The sequence below is a fragment of the Clostridium nigeriense genome, from assembly GCF_050585245.1.
Taxonomy (GTDB): Bacteria; Bacillota; Clostridia; order Clostridiales; family Clostridiaceae; genus Clostridium; species Clostridium nigeriense_A.
In genome coordinates this window covers 260,680-277,288 of sequence record NZ_JBNOOF010000004.1, presented here as the reverse complement: position 1 = coordinate 277,288, position 16,609 = coordinate 260,680, and the positions used below count along the sequence as shown (strand labels likewise).

Here is a 16,609-nt window from a genome sequence, read left to right as displayed (position 1 = left end):
TTATAAGAGTATTAATACCTTAGAGAGGGGAAGATAAAATGGCCATAAAAATTAATAATATTGCCTTAAGTATAGATGATGATAAAAGCTTATTAATAAATAAGATTTCAAAGAAGTTGAAAATTCCTAAAGAAGAAATAATTAATTTTAAGATAATAAAAGAAAGTTTAGATGCTAGAAAGAAAAATGATATTAAGTACATATATTGTGTAGAAGTTGAGCATAAAAATGAAGAAAAATTAGTTAAGAAACTTAAGGATAAAGATATAAAATTAGAAACTACCTCCTATAATGCGGATATTGAATTTGGTGACAAGGAACTTAAAAATAGACCTGTAGTAGTTGGATTTGGGCCAGCTGGAATTTTTGCAGCATTGCTATTAGCAGAAAAGGGATATAAACCTTTAGTAATTGAGCGTGGAGAAGATGTGGATAAAAGAACTGACACTGTTGATAAGTTCTGGAAGACTGGTGAATTAAATACTGAGTCTAATGTTCAATTTGGTGAAGGTGGAGCTGGAGCTTTTTCTGATGGAAAATTAACTACTAGAATTAAGGATACTAGATGTGATTATGTATTAAGGGAATTAGTTAGGGCTGGGGCACCAGAAGAAATAACTTATATTGCAAAGCCTCATGTTGGAACAGATCTTTTAAAGGGAGTAGTTAAAAATATAAGAGAAAGAATTAAAGAATTAGGTGGAGAAGTTTTATTCTCTTCTAAATTAGAAGAAATAAAAATAGAGGATAGTAAAGTAAAGTCTATTATAGTAAATGGTAAAGAAATTCAATGCGAAAATTTAATTTTAGCAATAGGACATAGTTCAAGAGATACATATGAAATGCTACATAAAGTTGGTGTATTTATGGAACCAAAAGCTTTTGCTATTGGAGTTAGAATAGAACATCCACAAGAGGTAATAAACAAGAGTCAATATGGAGAGATGTATAACCACCCAAGACTAAAGGCAGCTGAATATAGATTAACATATCAAAGTGAGAAATTAAAAAGAGCTGTTTATTCTTTCTGTATGTGTCCAGGTGGAGTTGTAGTAGCAGCAGCTTCTGAAAATGAAAGATTAGTATCTAATGGAATGAGTTATCATGCAAGAGATTTAGAAAATGCAAATTCAGCATTAGTAGTTACTGTGGGACCAGATGACTTTGAAGGTTCATCTCCATTAAGAGGAATGGAATTCCAAAGACATTATGAAAGTTTAGCTTATAAGTTAGGCGGAGAAAGCTATAAGGCTCCGATTCAATTACTTGGAGACTTTATGCAAGATAAGGTTAGTAAAAAACTTGGAAATGTTAAACCTAGTTACACAGCAGGATATATATTTGAAGATTTAAGAAAATGCTTACCATCTTATGTGATAGAAGCATTAAAGGAAGCTGTTGTTGATTTTGATAGAAAAATAAAGGGATATGGAGACTATGACTCAATTTTAACAGGTATAGAGACAAGAACTTCAGCACCTGTTAGAATAAATAGAAATGAAAACTTACAAAGTATTTCTGTAGAAGGATTATTTCCAGCAGGAGAAGGTGCAGGTTTTGCTGGAGGGATAATTTCGGCAGCCGTTGATGGACTTAAGGTTGCAGAGAAAATAATAAGAGAATATAAGCCAATAAAATAAATATTAAGGAAAATTCTGAAAATTATTGTTTTCAGAATTTTTTTTGTTACAATATAAAGGAAAAGAAGTTAATCATATAAGAATATGACATATTTTTAACAATTTTTAATATTGTAGAGGGAAGAAAATCAACTAGAGTATCAGAGGTGTAATTATGAGTAAAAATTTTGAGGATCTATTACTTAAAGCTAATATTTGCTCTAATAAAAAGGTTGCAGTTGCAGTTGCCCAAGACGAACCTGTATTAGAAGCAATTAAATTAGCAAAAGAAAAAGGTATTGCAGATGCAATATTAGTAGGGGATAAAGTGAAAATAAAAAATATAGCAGATAAGATTGGGATGGATCTTTCAGATTATGAAGTAGTTAATGAAGTAAATACTACTAAAGCTTCATTAGAAGCAATAAGATTAGTTTCAACTGGAAAAGCTGATATGGTTATGAAAGGTTTAGTAGATACTGCTACTTTTTTAAGAAGTGTACTTAATAAAGAAGTAGGATTAAGAACAGGAAGGCTTATGTCTCATGTATCTGTATTTGAGATAGAAGGAATTGATAGATTAATTCTATTAACAGATGCAGCATTTAATACTTATCCAGATTTAAAAGCTAAAGTTCAAATTCTTAATAATTCAGTAGATGTGGCACATGCCTGTGGAATAAAAGTTCCAAAGGTAGCAGCTGTTTGTGCTGTTGAGGTTGTAAATCCAGATATGCCAGCGACTATTGATGCATCATTACTAGCAAAAATGAATGATAGAGGACAAATAAAAGGCTGTCTTGTAGATGGACCTTTAGCACTTGATAATGCTTTATCAGAAGAAGCAGCACATCATAAAGGAATAACAGGAGAAGTTGCAGGAAAAGCAGATATAATTTTACTTCCAAATATAGAAACTGCAAATGTTATGTATAAGACTTTAACATATACAGCTAAAACAAAAAATGGTGGACTTTTAGTGGGTACATCAGCACCTGTTATCTTAACTTCAAGAGCAGATAAATTTGAAACTAAGGTTAATTCAATTGCTTTAGCTGCATTAGTAGCAGATGCAAAGAAGTAATATTATATTGGGAGGTTATGTTATGTCAGACATGCTATTAATTATTAATCCGGGGTCAACATCAACTAAAATAGGTGTATTTGAAGGTGAAAGAGAATTATTTCAAGAAACTTTAAGACATTCATCAGAGGAAATAGAAAAATACGAAACAATATTTGATCAAATAGATTTTAGAAAAGATATAATAATAAATATATTAAAGGAAAAAAACTTCGACTTAAAGACTTTATCAGCAGTAGTAGGTAGAGGTGGTATGCTAAAGCCTATGGAAAGTGGTACTTATAAGGTTAACGATACTATGATAGAAGATTTAAAGATAGGAATACAAGGACAACATGCTTCCAATTTAGGAGGTATACTTGCTAATAAAATAGCTGGTGAATTAAACATACCATCATTTATAGTTGATCCAGTTGTTGTAGATGAGCTTGAAGAAGTAGCTAGGATTTCAGGGGTTCCAGAACTTCCAAGAGTAAGTAAATTCCACGCGCTAAATCAAAAAGCAGTTGCAAAAAGATATTCAAAAGAGAGTGGAGTTAAGTATTCTGATTTAAATTTAATCGTAGTTCATATGGGTGGAGGAGTTTCTGTTGGCGCTCATAGAAATGGAAGAGTTATAGATGTTAATAATGCTTTAGATGGAGAGGGGCCATTTTCACCAGAAAGAGCTGGAACAGTTCCAGTAGGCGAACTAATTAGAATGTGTTATAGTGGAAAGCATTCAGAAAAGGAAATTTATGGTAAAATAGTTGGAAAAGGTGGATATGTAGCATACTTAAATACAAATGATGCAAGAGATGTATTAAAGCTTGCAGAAGAAGGAAATAAAAAAGCTATATTATGCCTTGATGCATTTATATATCAAGTTTCAAAATCTGTTGGAGAGATGTCAACTGTACTACATGGGAAAATTGATGGAATAATTCTTACAGGGGGAATAGCTTACTCAGAAAAAGTTGTATCAGAATTGAAGAAGAGAATAGGATGGATTGGAGAAATTATAGTTTATCCTGGAGAAGATGAATTACTAGCATTAGCACAAGGAGCTCTTAGAGTATTAACAGGAGAAGAGGAAGCTAGAGAATATAAATAAAATCTTAAAAGTAGAATATTGAGATATAAATTTGAACATAAGGTACCATATAAATTTAACACATTAAATATATAATTAAAGTTTTACTATATAGAATACTTGGTTGAAATAATTATTATTAATTTAACCAAGTATTCTATATAGTTTTTTTTATCTGTATAGAGGTAAAATAATATATATAGTTTAGAGTTTATAGAATATGGTAAAATGATAAAAAGGAGGGGATACTTTGATAACTTCAGAAAATATGAAAAATAGGCTTACTATGATATCAGAAATGAAAAATGAAAGTACTTTTCAAGTATTAGAATATGATGACTTACAAGGAGCAAAAGATTTAAATACTGCTATGCAAATAAATTTGATGAAAAATTCATCTATTAGATTAAAGCAAATTAGAATTATTTTAGATGATAGTGCAGTTAAGATTGAAGCAGGTACGTTAAGCTATATGAAAGGAAATATTGATATAGTAAATAAAGCAGGTGGATTAATAGGACTAGGTAAAAAGTTTTTCTCTAGTAAGGTAACTGGAGAGTCTATGTATAAGCCAATATTAAGAGGAACAGGTGAAGTATTTTTAGAATCTAGTTTTGGACATTTTACATTAATAGAATTGGAAGATGAAGAAATTATAATAGATGATGGATTATTTTATGCATGTGAAGAAGAAGTAGAAGTAGAACCTATAATTCAAAAAAATATATCATCTATGCTCTTTGGAAATGAGGGATTATATCAGACAAGACTAAAAGGAAGTGGAATAGTTGTCTTAGAAATTCCTGTTCCAGAAAAAGAAATATTAAGATGTAAGATATTTAGGGATGTGTTAAAAGTAGATGGTAATTTTGCAATATTGAGAAGTGGAAATATTGAATTTACAGTAGAAAAATCAGGAACAACTCTTATAGGAACAGCATTAAATGGAGAAGGTTTACTTAATGTTTATAAAGGAACTGGTGAAGTTTGGTTAGCACCAACAAGTTCAGTTTATGATGATTTAAAAAATAGGGGTCTTAAAAATTTAAGATATATAGATGAAGGAATGTTAGATGAATGATCACTTTAGTCTGACATAGTTGTAAATTGCAAAAAGTAAAGTTATAATTTTATTTATATAATGCTTATTCTAAAGATAATAATGAAAGTTAGGAGTGAGTTATTTGGGTATAGTTGAAAGTAAACTAAAAAATCCAGAATTAGATTTATTTTTTGAGGCAATTTTAAAATTGGAAACAATAGAGGAATGCTATAGTTTTTTTGAAGATGTAGCAACTATAAACGAGCTAAAGGCATTAGCTCAAAGAATACATGTTGCACAACTACTAAATGAAAAGAAGGTTTATACAGAGATTGCAGAGAAAACAGGTGCAAGTACAGCAACTATAAGTAGAGTTAATAAATGTTTAAATTATGGGCCTGGTGGATATGGGTTAATTTTAGATAGATTAGAAAAAATTAAGAAATAATAAAGTTGTAATGTATAAACTATAAATATATACTATTATTATGTATAACCAATAGAAAAAAGCGAGGTAAAAAATATGGGTAGAATGTTTGGTACAGATGGAGTTAGGGGAATTGCTAATACAGAATTAACATCTGAAATTGCTTATGGACTAGGTAGAGCAGGTGCTTATGTATTAACAGAAGGAACTCATAAACCAAAGATATTAGTAGCTAAGGACACAAGAATATCAGGAGATATGTTAGAAGCAGCTTTAGTGTCAGGGATATTATCAGTAGGTGCCGAAGCTGTAATATTAGGAGTAGTTCCTACACCAGCAGTAGCACATTTAATAAGAGAATACAATGCTGATGCAGGTATAATGATATCAGCTTCACATAATCCAGTTGAGTATAATGGAATTAAGTTTTTTGATAATAAGGGATATAAGTTACCAGATGAATTAGAAGATGAGATTCAAAGAGTAATTGAAAGTGGATTTGAAGGAGTTCCAAGTCCAACAGGACATGATTTAGGAAGATCCCATATTGAAGTTGGTGCCCTTGATGAATATACAGATTACGCTCTATCAACTATACCGGTAGATTTAAAAGGATTAAAGGTTGCTTTAGATTGTGCAAATGGAGCTTGCTATAAAGCAGCAGTAAAGGCTTTTAGACAATTAGGAGCGGAGGTTTATGTAATTAATGATAATCCAGATGGAACTAATATAAATGAAAATTGTGGTTCAACTCATCCAGAAGAGTTACAAGAATATGTAGTTAAAAAGAAGTGTGATTTAGGTTTTGCTTTTGATGGAGATGCTGATAGATGTTTAGCAGTAGATGAAAAAGGAAACCTTATTAATGGAGACTTCATACTAATGCTATGTGCAAAGCATCTTAAAGACTTAGGAAAGCTTAAAGATGATACATTAGTAGTTACGGTAATGAGTAACTTAGGATTAGATATAGCATGTAATAAAGAAGAGATTAGAACTATAAAAACTAAAGTTGGAGATAGATACGTATTAGAAGAAATGATTAAAGATGGATATGTTCTAGGTGGGGAGCAATCAGGACATATAATATTCTTAGACTACAATACTACTGGAGATGGATTGGTTACAGCACTTCAAGTAGCAGCTATAAGAAAGAGAAGTGGAAAATCTTTAAGTGAGCTTGCAGCAATAATGAAAGAACTTCCACAAGTTTTAGTTAATGCTAAGGTTCCAAATGATAAGAAAAACATATATTTAGAAGATGAAGAAATAGTAAATGAAATAAAGAAAATAGAAGAAGCTTTACATGGTGCAGGAAGAGTTTTAATAAGACCTTCAGGTACAGAACCTCTAGTAAGAGTTATGTTAGAGGGAGAAAACCAAGAAGAAATAGACAAAATGGCTCATGGATTAGCAGATTTAATATTAAGTAAAATATAAGAAAATTAAAGGAACAGTAGATAGGTTTATAAAAATTAAATCTTTCTACTGTTCTATTTGTTAGAATAACGCTTTATTGTTTATTTTTATCTATTATTAAATTATAATTAGAGTCATATTTTAATCCTAATTCATCGCATATCCTATTATTTAAATTCATTAATGCATTATGGTATTCATTATATTTAGGACTAAGTCTTTTTAAATTAGGAATAAAAATATCATTATATCCACATCTTTGTAATTCCTTCATCATCTTTCTTTTAGCAATTGAAGCAATACTGTATTTATATAAAAAATTATTTTGAATTTTATAGCTAGAATATATCATTTTTTTAGTTTTTTCATATTCTTCTTCGGAAGGATTTAGAATCATTGAAATAGTTTTATCTATTTTTTTTGTTACTTCCTCTATGTTATTTTTCATTAAAGATTTATTTATAAAATTAGAAATTCTCATTGATAATGGAATCTTTATTTCGATATTATCCCAAAACTCTATAATCTTGTTATATGCATCCCTTTGCTCTTCAGTTTCAAAAGGTATATTTAAATACGGTAAGAAATGGTACATAAACATTTGTCCGTATACTCCTGGTATCATTTCTTTAATTGAATCTGCAATACTTGTATAATCTAATTCCTGATTTAGGGTTCTATATTTAATTTCTCTACTATGTATCATTTCTTCTAATATTAAAAGTTGCTGTTTTTGATTTTCTATATCACATTTCTTTTTAGTATAAAGATCTTCTAGTACTTTCCTTTCTATTTCTGGATTAGTTAAAATATTTTTGATTGAATTTAAGTCCATATCAATTTTCCTATACACAGATATTTGTTCTAAAACTTCTATATCTTTCTCAGTATAATTTCTATATCCATTTTCATCTTTATTAATTTTAATTAATCCTTTTTCTTCATAATACTTTACTGCTCTTTTACTTAACTCTACACGCTCCACAACTTCATTTATTCTCATAATTTTCACCTCTTTCTACATAGAGTTTATCACTATACGTAGCGTGCAGGTCAATAAATTCTTCTCAAAAAGTAGTAATTATTTTTTGAAGTACAAAGATTAATGGTTATCAAAATTTACTACTGATTTGAGATATATTATTTAATTTATGTGTAACAGTTGGATAGAATAAGATGAATAATGAGCAACTATAGGGAGTAAATTAGATAATAACAGATTTGACATAATATGTAGTTATAGTTATTATGTGTATAATAAACGAATTTTATGAGGTGATAAGAATGGATAAAAAAATGCCAGTTTTATTTTTAGCTCATGGGAGTCCAATGAATGTAGTTTTAGATAATGAATATACAAGATCATTAATAAAACTTGGACAAGAGTTAGAAATACCTAAAGCTATAATTATAATTTCAGCTCATTGGAAAACTAGAGGAACATATCTAACATATAGTAAAAAACCAAGACAGATTTATGATTTTTATGGATTTCCAGAGGAAATATATAATATAAAATATGAACCAGATGGTGGAGAAAAGTACGCTGAAATGATTGCTAATGAGTTAAAGGAAGAGGGAGCAGAACTTACTGATGAGTGGGGGTTAGACCATGCGGCGTGGGGAGTCTTAAAATACCTATATCCAAATGCTAATATACCAACCTTTGAAATGAGTTTAAATGCTTTACTTACAGAAGAACAACATTATAAGATAGGTCAAAAGTTAGCAAAGTTTAGAGAAGAAGGAATACTAATTATAGGTAGTGGAGATATAGTCCATAATTTAAGAGCAGCAGACTATGATATTTATGGGAAACCACATGAATGGGCAGAAGCTTTTGATAAGTATATAATTAATGCAATAAAAAATAATAATCATGATATATTAATTAAATACAAAGTATTAGGTGATATATCCAAGCTTGCAGTACCAACAGATGAACATTTTTTACCATTATTATACGTAGCTGGAGCCCAAGATAAAAATGATAATGTAGAAGTAATTCATAGAAGTATACAGAACAGCTCTGTTTCAATGTCATGCATTAAAATAGGATAGTGTTAAAAATATAAGATTAATAAAAGGAATTCATATTATTGAGTTCCTTTTATTAATCTTATATTTTATATAATTATCTCAAAATTACTATTATTTTGCACATTAATTTTACAGAATCTCAGTAAATTAATTTATTAATATTTAAATAAAAAAATAAAAAAATATAAATATATAACTCAATAAAAATATTAAATTATTAATAATATCATTAGTTTTATAATAAAGTATTAATAAACTATATTTAAAAAAGTGTTTTAAAAGTAAATTTACAAAGTTTTCAAAAAATTCTTGACACTGGAAAGGATGGGTAGTAAAATTTTAACAATACTAAAATTTAATATGACCTTATGAATATAAATGCAATGAAGGAGACGTTTATTTAGATTAAAACTTTCAGAGAGTCCATGGTTGGTGGGAATGGATATTTTACTAAATAATAATCACTCTGGAGCAGTATCTAAGAAAGTACAAAGATGTATTAGTAAGTGATAACCGGTAAGCACCGTTAAAGGCAAGGGTTTGTTAGAACCTAGTGATTGTATAAATTAAGGCGGAAATTTATTACCACCAGAATGAGCTATCATTAAGGGTGGTTTTTTTACACAATTTTTTAAAGGGGGCTAAAAATTTGGAGAGACATGTATTATCTGTATTAGTTAGAAATTCATCAGGAGTTTTAACGAGAGTTTCAGGATTATTTGCAAGACGTGGATTTAATATTGATAGTTTAACAGTTGGTAGAACAGAAAATCTAGAAATATCCAGAATGACAATTGTATTAATGGGAAATGATGATGTCTTAGAACAATTTACTAAGCAACTTAATAAGTTGGAAGATGTTCTAAGAGTACATGAATTGAATTCTGAATATTCGGTATATAGGGAACTTGTTTTAATAAAAGTACAAGCTTCATCAGAAAAAAGAGGGGCAATAAATGAAATAGTTAAGATATTTAGAAGTAAGATTATAGATGTTGCACATAATACAGTAACTATTGAATTAACAGGAGATGAAAGCAAAATTAATGCTTTGATAGAACTTATGGAAGACTACGGAATAGTAGAAATAGTGAGAACAGGAATAGCAGCTTTAGAAAGAGGAGACAAAGATATAACTGAGTATGGGGAATACTTTAATTAATAATGCATGATTGATAATTAATGAAAAAACTCCATAGGAGTTTAGAAATTAAATAATTCAGTTAGCTGAATTATTTCCATAATTATTAATTATTCATTTTTAATTATCAATTGATTTTAAGGGGGACTAAAAATATGGGAATGACTATGACTCAAAAAATTCTTGCAGCCCATGCAGGGTTAGAAAGTGTAAAGGCGGGGCAATTAATAGAAGCAAATTTAGATTTAGTGCTAGGTAATGATATTACATCACCAGTAGCAGTTAATGAATTTTATAAATTAAAACTAGAAAAAGTTTTTGATAAGGATAAGGTTGCAATAGTACCTGACCATTTTACTCCTAATAAGGATATAAAGGCAGCAGAGCAAAATAAAATGATAAGAGAATTTGTTAGGGAAAAGGATATAACAAATTACTTTGATGTTGGAGAAATGGGAATTGAGCATTGCTTAATTCCAGAAAAAGGACTAGTAGTTGCTGGAGATGTTGTAATTGGAGCAGATTCACACACGTGTACTTATGGAGCATTAGGAGCTTTTTCAACAGGAATAGGGTCTACAGATATGGCAGCGGGAATGGCTATAGGAAAGTGTTGGTTTAAGGTGCCTTCATCTATAAAGTTTATTTTAAAGAATAAACCGGCTAATTGGATAAGTGGTAAAGATATAATTCTCCATATTATCGGTATGATAGGTGTTGATGGAGCTTTATATAGATCAATAGAATTTGTTGGGGATGGGATAAAATATCTTTCAATAGATGATAGATTTACAATGGCAAACATGGCTATAGAAGCAGGTGGAAAAAATGGAATTTTTCCTGTAGATAATGTAACTATTGAGTATCTAAAGGAGCATTCAGATAGGGAATGGAAGGTTTATGAAGCAGATGAAGATGCAGAGTATGATGAGGTTTATGAAATAGATTTAAGTACATTAAGACCAACAGTAGCATTCCCTCATTTACCAGACAATACAAAAACTATTGATGAAGTTGGGGAAGTAGAAATAGATCAAGTAGTTATAGGATCGTGTACCAATGGTAGAATATCTGATTTAAGAATTGCAAGGGATATAATAAAAGGAAAAAAAATTAAAAAAGGAATTAGATGTATTGTGTTCCCAGGAACTCAAAAAATTTACCTTCAAGCTTTAGAAGAAGGCATAATAAAAGATTTAGTAGAAGCAGGAGCTGTATTCTCGACATCAACTTGTGGACCTTGTTTAGGAGGTCATATGGGAATCTTAGCAAAAGGTGAAAGAGCAGTTTCAACTACAAATAGAAACTTTGTGGGAAGAATGGGACATGTTGAATCAGAAGTATATCTAGCAAGTCCAGCAGTTGCAGCAGCATCAGCAATTACAGGAAAAATAACAAGTCCAGAAGCAGTAGCAATGCATAGTGCATAATTGATAATGCATAATTTAGGAAATAACTAAGCAGAGCATAGTTATCTAAAAATTTAATAATTCAGATTAAGCTGAATTATATCCATAATTATCAATTATACATTATAAATTATCAATTATAAAAAGGGGGCAAATATAAATGCAAGCAAAAGGTAGAGTTTTTAAATATGGAGATAATGTAGATACAGATGTAATAATTCCAGCAAGGTATTTAAATACCTCTGATCCAAAGGAATTAGCAACTCACTGTATGGAAGATATAGATAAAGAATTTATAAAGAAAGTGCAAAAAGGAGATATTATAGTCGCAAATAAGAATTTTGGCTGTGGTTCATCAAGAGAACATGCTCCAATAGCTATAAAGGAAAGTGGAGTAAGTTGTGTTATTGCATCAACTTTTGCAAGGATATTTTATAGAAATGCAATTAATATAGGATTACCTATATTAGAATGTGATGAAGCAGTAAAATCAATAGATGCAGGAGATGAACTTGAAATAGATTTTACAACAGGAATTATAAAAAATAATACAAAAAATCAAGAATATCAAGGGGAGCCATTCCCAGAGTTTATGCAAAATATAATTAACTGTGGTGGATTAGTAAACTACATTAAGAGCAATTCATAATGCGTAATGGATAATGAATAATTAAGGAATAAACTCCCAAAGGAGTTTAGAAAATTTCATAATTCAGCAAGCTGAATTATATCTACAATTATAAATTATGCATTATCAATTATTAATTGTAAAATAGGGGGTTATTAAGATGAATTATAAAGTAGCTGTTATACCAGGAGATGGAATTGGTCCAGAGGTTGTTGAGAAAACTGTGAATGTTTTAAATTGTGTTGGGGATAAGTTTAATCATACTTTTGAATATGAGTACTTATTAGCTGGAGGATGTGCTATAGATGAACAGGGAACTCCACTTCCAGAAAAAACTTTAGAAGCTTGCAAAAAGTCTGATGCAGTATTACTTGGAGCAGTTGGGGGACCTAAATGGGATGATCTAAATGCAAAGGTAAGACCAGAGCAAGCATTACTTGGATTAAGAGGAGGTCTTAACTTATATTGCAATCTAAGACCAGCTTTATTATATGCACCATTAAAGGATGCATCTCCACTTAAAGATAGCATAATTGGAGATGGAATAGATATATGCGTAGTTAGAGAATTAACTGGAGGTATATATTTTGGAGAAAGAGGCAGAGAAGAATTAGACGGAGTAAAAGGTGCTTATGATACTGAAAGATATAATGTAAATGAAGTAAGAAGAATAGCAAAAATCGCATTTGAAACAGCTATGAAGAGAGATAAAAAACTTACAAGTGTAGATAAAGCAAATATATTAGAAACTTCAAGACTTTGGAGAGGTGTTATAGAAGAGGTTGCCAAAGATTATCCAGATGTAAAAGTTAATCACATGTATGTAGATAATGCTTCTATGCAATTAGTAAGGGATCCAAAGCAATTTGATGTAATAGTTACTTCTAATATGTTTGGGGATATTTTATCAGATGAAGCAAGTATGATAACGGGATCTATTGGTATGTTGCCTTCAGCATCTTTAGGGGAAGGAAAGCTTGGAATGTATGAGCCTATACATGGTAGTGCACCAGATATCGCAGGAAAAGGCATAGCAAATCCATTAGCAACTATACTTTCTGCAGCAATGATGCTTAGATACAGTTTTAATTTAGAGGACGAAGCAAGAGTTATAGAAGGAGCTGTAGTTAAAGTTTTAGAAGAAGGGTATAGAACGGGGGATATAATGAGCGATGGAATGAAGCTAGTTGGAACTAGTGAGATAGGAGAGCTAGTATTAGAAAAAATTTAAATTTTATGAGGTGGATTATATGAGGAGTGACGTAATAAAGAAAGGGCCACAAAAAGCCCCGCATAGATCATTACTAAAGGCAACAGGATTAACAGATGAAGAAATAAATAGACCTTTAATAGGTGTTGTAACTTCACAAAATGACATAATAGCAGGTCATATAAATCTAGATAAAATAGTAGAATCAGTTAAAAAAGGGATATTGATGTCTGGAGGAACTCCAATAGTATTTCCAACTATAGGAGTATGTGATGGAATTGCAATGGGACATGAAGGAATGAGATATTCATTAGCTACAAGAGAGCTTATTGCAGACACTATAGAGTGTATGGTTAAGGCACATGCTTTTGATGCTTTAGTATTAATTCCAAACTGTGACAAGATTGTTCCAGGTATGATGATGGCTGCATTAAGACTTAACATTCCAGCAATAGTAATTAGTGGAGGGCCGATGTTAGCTGGTAAGTTTAAGGGGAAGGATGTATCACTTTCAACTATGTTTGAAGCAGTAGGAGCATTTGAGAATGGGACTATGTTAGAAGGTGATTTATGTGATATGGAAAATAAAGCTTGTCCAACATGTGGATCATGTTCAGGGATGTTTACAGCAAATTCAATGAATTGTTTAGCCGAAGTTTTAGGTTTAGGGTTACCTGGAAATGGAACAATACCAGCAGTGTATTCAGAAAGAATGAGACTTGCTAAATATGTAGGTATGAAAATAATGGACTTATTAGAAAAAGATATTAAACCAAGAGATATAGTAAATGAAAAATCTATAAGAAATGCATTAACAGTTGATATGGCGTTAGGATGTTCTACAAATAGTGTTCTTCATTTAACAGCTATTGCTAATGAAGCAAAGGTAGAGTTAAACCTAGATATGATAAATGAAATATCAGAAATAACACCTAATCTTTGTAGGTTAGCACCAGCATCAGATACACATATTGAAGAATTGTATTGGGCTGGTGGTATTCAAGCAGTTATGAAAGAGCTTTCAAAGAAAGATTTATTAAATTTAGATTGCGTAACAGCGACATCTAAAACTCATAAAGAAAACTTAGAGGGAGTAGAAGTCCTTGACTACAATATAATTAAGAATATAGATGAACCATTTAGTACAACTGGTGGAATTAGAGTATTAAAAGGGAATTTAGCAAAGGATGGAGCAGTAGTTAAGAAGTCAGCAGTATTAGAAGAAATGTTAACTCATAAGGGGCCAGCAAGAGTATTTGATTTAGAAGAAGATGCAATTGCCGCAATTCTTTCTAAGAAAATAGTTAAAGGTGATGTAGTAGTAATAAGATACGAAGGACCAAAGGGAGGTCCCGGTATGAGAGAAATGCTATCACCAACATCAGCAATTGCAGGAATGGGATTAGATAAATATGTAGCACTTATAACAGATGGAAGATTCAGTGGGGCAACAAAAGGTGCTGCAATAGGACATATTTCCCCAGAAGCCGCTGAAGGTGGAACTATAGCTTTAGTAGAAGAAGGAGATATTATTTCAATAGATATTCCAAAGGGAAGACTAGAGTTATTGGTAGATGATGAAATTTTATCTGAGAGAAGAAAAAATTTTAAGACATTACCACCAAAAGTTACAGAAGGATATTTAGCAAGATATGCTAAATTAGTAAGTTCGGCAAGCACAGGGGCAATTTTGAAATAATGGATAATTAATAATGCATAATGAATAATTTAGAAATAAACTCCATTGGAGTTTGGAGAATTTTAATAATTCAGCTTAGCTGAATTATTTCCATAATTATTAATTATCAATTATGCATTATGAATTGAAAAAAGGGGGGTATTTATGATCATAACTGGAGCTGAAATATTAATAAAATCTCTTTTAGATGAGGGTGTTGATACTATATTTGGATATCCAGGTGGTGCTGTTCTTAATATATATGATGAGTTATATAAATATAGAGATAAGCTTACTCATATATTAACAGCTCATGAGCAAGGAGCTTCGCATGCTGCAGATGGATATGCAAGGGCTACTGGGAGAGTTGGAGTTTGTCTAGCTACTTCTGGTCCGGGAGCAACTAATTTAGTTACTGGTATTGCTACGGCATATATGGATTCTATTCCTATAGTTGCTATCACGGGGAATGTAACAAAGCAATTATTAGGCAAGGATAGTTTTCAAGAAGTTGATATTACAGGGATAACAATACCAATAACAAAGCACAATTATATAGTTAAAGATGTTAATGATTTGCAAAGAGTAGTAAAAGAAGCATTTTATATAGCAAGGGAAGGAAGACCAGGACCTGTACTAATAGATATACCTAAAGATATAACACAAGCTAAAGCAATATATGAATCATTAATTCCGAAGGAAGTTGAAAGAAAAACTAAGCATATAACTGATGAGGCTTTACAAAGTGTAGCAAAATTAATTAATGAAGCAGAAAATCCATTTATATATGCAGGGGGAGGAGTAGTAGCATCAGGAGCTTATGAAGAGCTTATGGAGATAGTTAATAAGATAAATTCACCAATTGCAACTTCGCTTATGGCAATGTCATCATTTCCATATAATCATCCACTATATACTGGAATGATTGGAATGCATGGAAGTAAGGCTTCAAATATATTAACCAGTAAATGTGATTTATTAATAAATCTTGGTGCGAGATTTAGTGATAGAGTTATAAGTAACCAAGATCATATTAGAAATGCAAAGATAATTCATATAGATGTAGATCCAGCAGAAATAAATAAAAATGTAAAAGTAGATGCTTTTGTAGTTGGAGATTTAAAAATAGTTCTCCAGAGATTAATACCACTTCTTAAAGAAAAAAAGAATGCGGAGTGGCTTGAAAAAATGAGAGAACTTAAAGCTATAAATATTGAAGAAACTTCTGAAACAGGAGAATTAACTCCAGAGTTTTTATTTAGAAAGCTTAGTGAATTAGACGATGGTAGCTTCGTAATTACAACAGAAGTTGGACAGCATCAAATGTGGACTTCTCAATTCTTTAAGTTTAAGACACCAAGAACTTTCATATCATCAGGTGGTCTTGGAACTATGGGATACGGACTTGGAGCTTCAATTGGAGCACAAATGGCATTAAAAGATAAACAAGTAATTAATATTGCCGGAGATGGAAGTTTTGGAATGAACTGTAATGAATTAGCTACAGCAGCCAAAAATAAGTTACCGATAATAGTTATAATAGTAAATAACAATTCATTAGGAATGGTTAGACAATGGCAAAACTTTTTCTATGAAGGAAGGTATTCATCAACAACTTTAAATAGCACTACAGATTTTGTAAAGGTAGCAGAAGCTTTTGGTGGCAAGGGATACAGAGTCTTCGAAAAAGAGGAGCTTGTGCCAGTATTAAAGGAAGCCCTAGAATATAAAGGGCCTGTTGTAATAGATTATGTAATTCACAATGATAAAAAAGTATTTCCTATGGTTGCACCTGGTGCACCAATTAATGAAATAATAAGCGAAGAAGATGTATAAATAA

14 protein-coding genes are annotated in these 16,609 nt (G+C 30.8%); 13 read left to right on the top strand and 1 reads right to left on the bottom strand.

Annotated elements, in window-relative coordinates; translation table 11 throughout:
• The first annotated feature begins 38 nt into the window (after positions 1-38).
• From ACQPUY_RS08945 to glmM, 6 genes are all read left to right on the top strand, one after another.
• Positions 39-1,640, top strand: coding sequence for an NAD(P)/FAD-dependent oxidoreductase (locus ACQPUY_RS08945; protein WP_430840803.1), 1,602 nt, complete (start codon positions 39-41; stop codon positions 1,638-1,640).
• A gap of 154 nt (positions 1,641-1,794) precedes the next feature.
• Positions 1,795-2,703, top strand: a complete 909-nt coding sequence (gene ptb / locus ACQPUY_RS08940) for a phosphate butyryltransferase (protein ID WP_430840802.1) — start codon at positions 1,795-1,797, stop codon at positions 2,701-2,703.
• 22 nt (positions 2,704-2,725) lie between these two features.
• On the top strand, positions 2,726-3,796 hold the full coding sequence (gene buk, locus ACQPUY_RS08935) for a butyrate kinase (protein WP_430840801.1): 1,071 nt from the start codon (positions 2,726-2,728) through the stop codon (positions 3,794-3,796).
• Between the two features lie 229 nt (positions 3,797-4,025).
• Positions 4,026-4,856, top strand: a complete 831-nt coding sequence (locus ACQPUY_RS08930; RefSeq protein WP_430840800.1) for an AIM24 family protein — start codon at positions 4,026-4,028, stop codon at positions 4,854-4,856.
• A gap of 103 nt (positions 4,857-4,959) precedes the next feature.
• A complete protein-coding gene (locus ACQPUY_RS08925; RefSeq protein ID WP_430840799.1) occupies positions 4,960-5,265 on the top strand; it encodes a YerC/YecD family TrpR-related protein in 306 nt (101 codons plus the stop codon).
• A gap of 75 nt (positions 5,266-5,340) precedes the next feature.
• Entirely contained in the window at positions 5,341-6,684 is a 1,344-nt protein-coding gene (gene glmM / locus ACQPUY_RS08920; RefSeq protein ID WP_430840797.1) for a phosphoglucosamine mutase, read from the top strand.
• Positions 6,685-6,757: 73 nt separating this feature from the next.
• Here glmM and ACQPUY_RS08915 read toward each other — a convergent pair whose 3' ends face one another.
• Complete coding sequence (locus tag ACQPUY_RS08915) at positions 6,758-7,666, bottom strand: MerR family transcriptional regulator (protein WP_430840796.1); 909 nt, start codon at positions 7,664-7,666, stop codon at positions 6,758-6,760.
• A gap of 281 nt (positions 7,667-7,947) precedes the next feature.
• On the opposite strand from ACQPUY_RS08915, the gene ygiD reads away from it, so the two are divergent.
• The 7 genes from ygiD to ilvB all read left to right on the top strand — a co-directional run bounded on the left by ygiD (position 7,948) and on the right by ilvB (position 16,605).
• A complete protein-coding gene (gene ygiD / locus ACQPUY_RS08910) occupies positions 7,948-8,724 on the top strand; it encodes a 4,5-DOPA dioxygenase extradiol (protein ID WP_430840795.1) in 777 nt (258 codons plus the stop codon).
• A gap of 628 nt (positions 8,725-9,352) precedes the next feature.
• Entirely contained in the window at positions 9,353-9,865 is a 513-nt protein-coding gene (ilvN, locus tag ACQPUY_RS08905) for an acetolactate synthase small subunit (RefSeq protein ID WP_430840794.1), read from the top strand.
• A 134-nt stretch (positions 9,866-9,999) separates the two neighbouring features.
• Positions 10,000-11,274, top strand: a complete 1,275-nt coding sequence (gene leuC, locus ACQPUY_RS08900; protein ID WP_430840793.1) for a 3-isopropylmalate dehydratase large subunit — start codon at positions 10,000-10,002, stop codon at positions 11,272-11,274.
• Between the two features lie 139 nt (positions 11,275-11,413).
• Complete coding sequence (gene leuD / locus ACQPUY_RS08895) at positions 11,414-11,902, top strand: 3-isopropylmalate dehydratase small subunit (RefSeq protein ID WP_430840792.1); 489 nt, start codon at positions 11,414-11,416, stop codon at positions 11,900-11,902.
• A gap of 139 nt (positions 11,903-12,041) precedes the next feature.
• Positions 12,042-13,112 carry a 3-isopropylmalate dehydrogenase gene (gene leuB / locus ACQPUY_RS08890; protein WP_430840791.1) on the top strand — a complete coding sequence of 357 codons (1,071 nt, stop codon included), beginning with the start codon at positions 12,042-12,044 and terminating at the stop codon, positions 13,110-13,112.
• 19 nt (positions 13,113-13,131) lie between these two features.
• Positions 13,132-14,790 carry a dihydroxy-acid dehydratase gene (gene ilvD, locus ACQPUY_RS08885; RefSeq protein WP_430840790.1) on the top strand — a complete coding sequence of 553 codons (1,659 nt, stop codon included), beginning with the start codon at positions 13,132-13,134 and terminating at the stop codon, positions 14,788-14,790.
• 144 nt (positions 14,791-14,934) lie between these two features.
• Positions 14,935-16,605: a biosynthetic-type acetolactate synthase large subunit gene (ilvB, locus tag ACQPUY_RS08880; protein ID WP_430840789.1), complete on the top strand. Its 1,671-nt coding sequence runs from the start codon at positions 14,935-14,937 to the stop codon at positions 16,603-16,605.
• The last annotated feature ends 4 nt before the right edge of the window (positions 16,606-16,609 follow it).

Coding starts and splice junctions, on each gene's coding strand:
- ACQPUY_RS08945 (WP_430840803.1), top strand. CDS start 39: ATGGCCATAAAAATTAATAATATTGCCTTAAGTATAGATGATGATAAA.
- ptb (WP_430840802.1), top strand. CDS start 1,795: ATGAGTAAAAATTTTGAGGATCTATTACTTAAAGCTAATATTTGCTCT.
- buk (WP_430840801.1), top strand. CDS start 2,726: ATGTCAGACATGCTATTAATTATTAATCCGGGGTCAACATCAACTAAA.
- glmM (WP_430840797.1), top strand. CDS start 5,341: ATGGGTAGAATGTTTGGTACAGATGGAGTTAGGGGAATTGCTAATACA.
- ACQPUY_RS08915 (WP_430840796.1), bottom strand. CDS start 7,666: ATGAGAATAAATGAAGTTGTGGAGCGTGTAGAGTTAAGTAAAAGAGCA.
- ygiD (WP_430840795.1), top strand. CDS start 7,948: ATGGATAAAAAAATGCCAGTTTTATTTTTAGCTCATGGGAGTCCAATG.
- leuC (WP_430840793.1), top strand. CDS start 10,000: ATGGGAATGACTATGACTCAAAAAATTCTTGCAGCCCATGCAGGGTTA.
- leuD (WP_430840792.1), top strand. CDS start 11,414: ATGCAAGCAAAAGGTAGAGTTTTTAAATATGGAGATAATGTAGATACA.
- leuB (WP_430840791.1), top strand. CDS start 12,042: ATGAATTATAAAGTAGCTGTTATACCAGGAGATGGAATTGGTCCAGAG.
- ilvD (WP_430840790.1), top strand. CDS start 13,132: ATGAGGAGTGACGTAATAAAGAAAGGGCCACAAAAAGCCCCGCATAGA.
- ilvB (WP_430840789.1), top strand. CDS start 14,935: ATGATCATAACTGGAGCTGAAATATTAATAAAATCTCTTTTAGATGAG.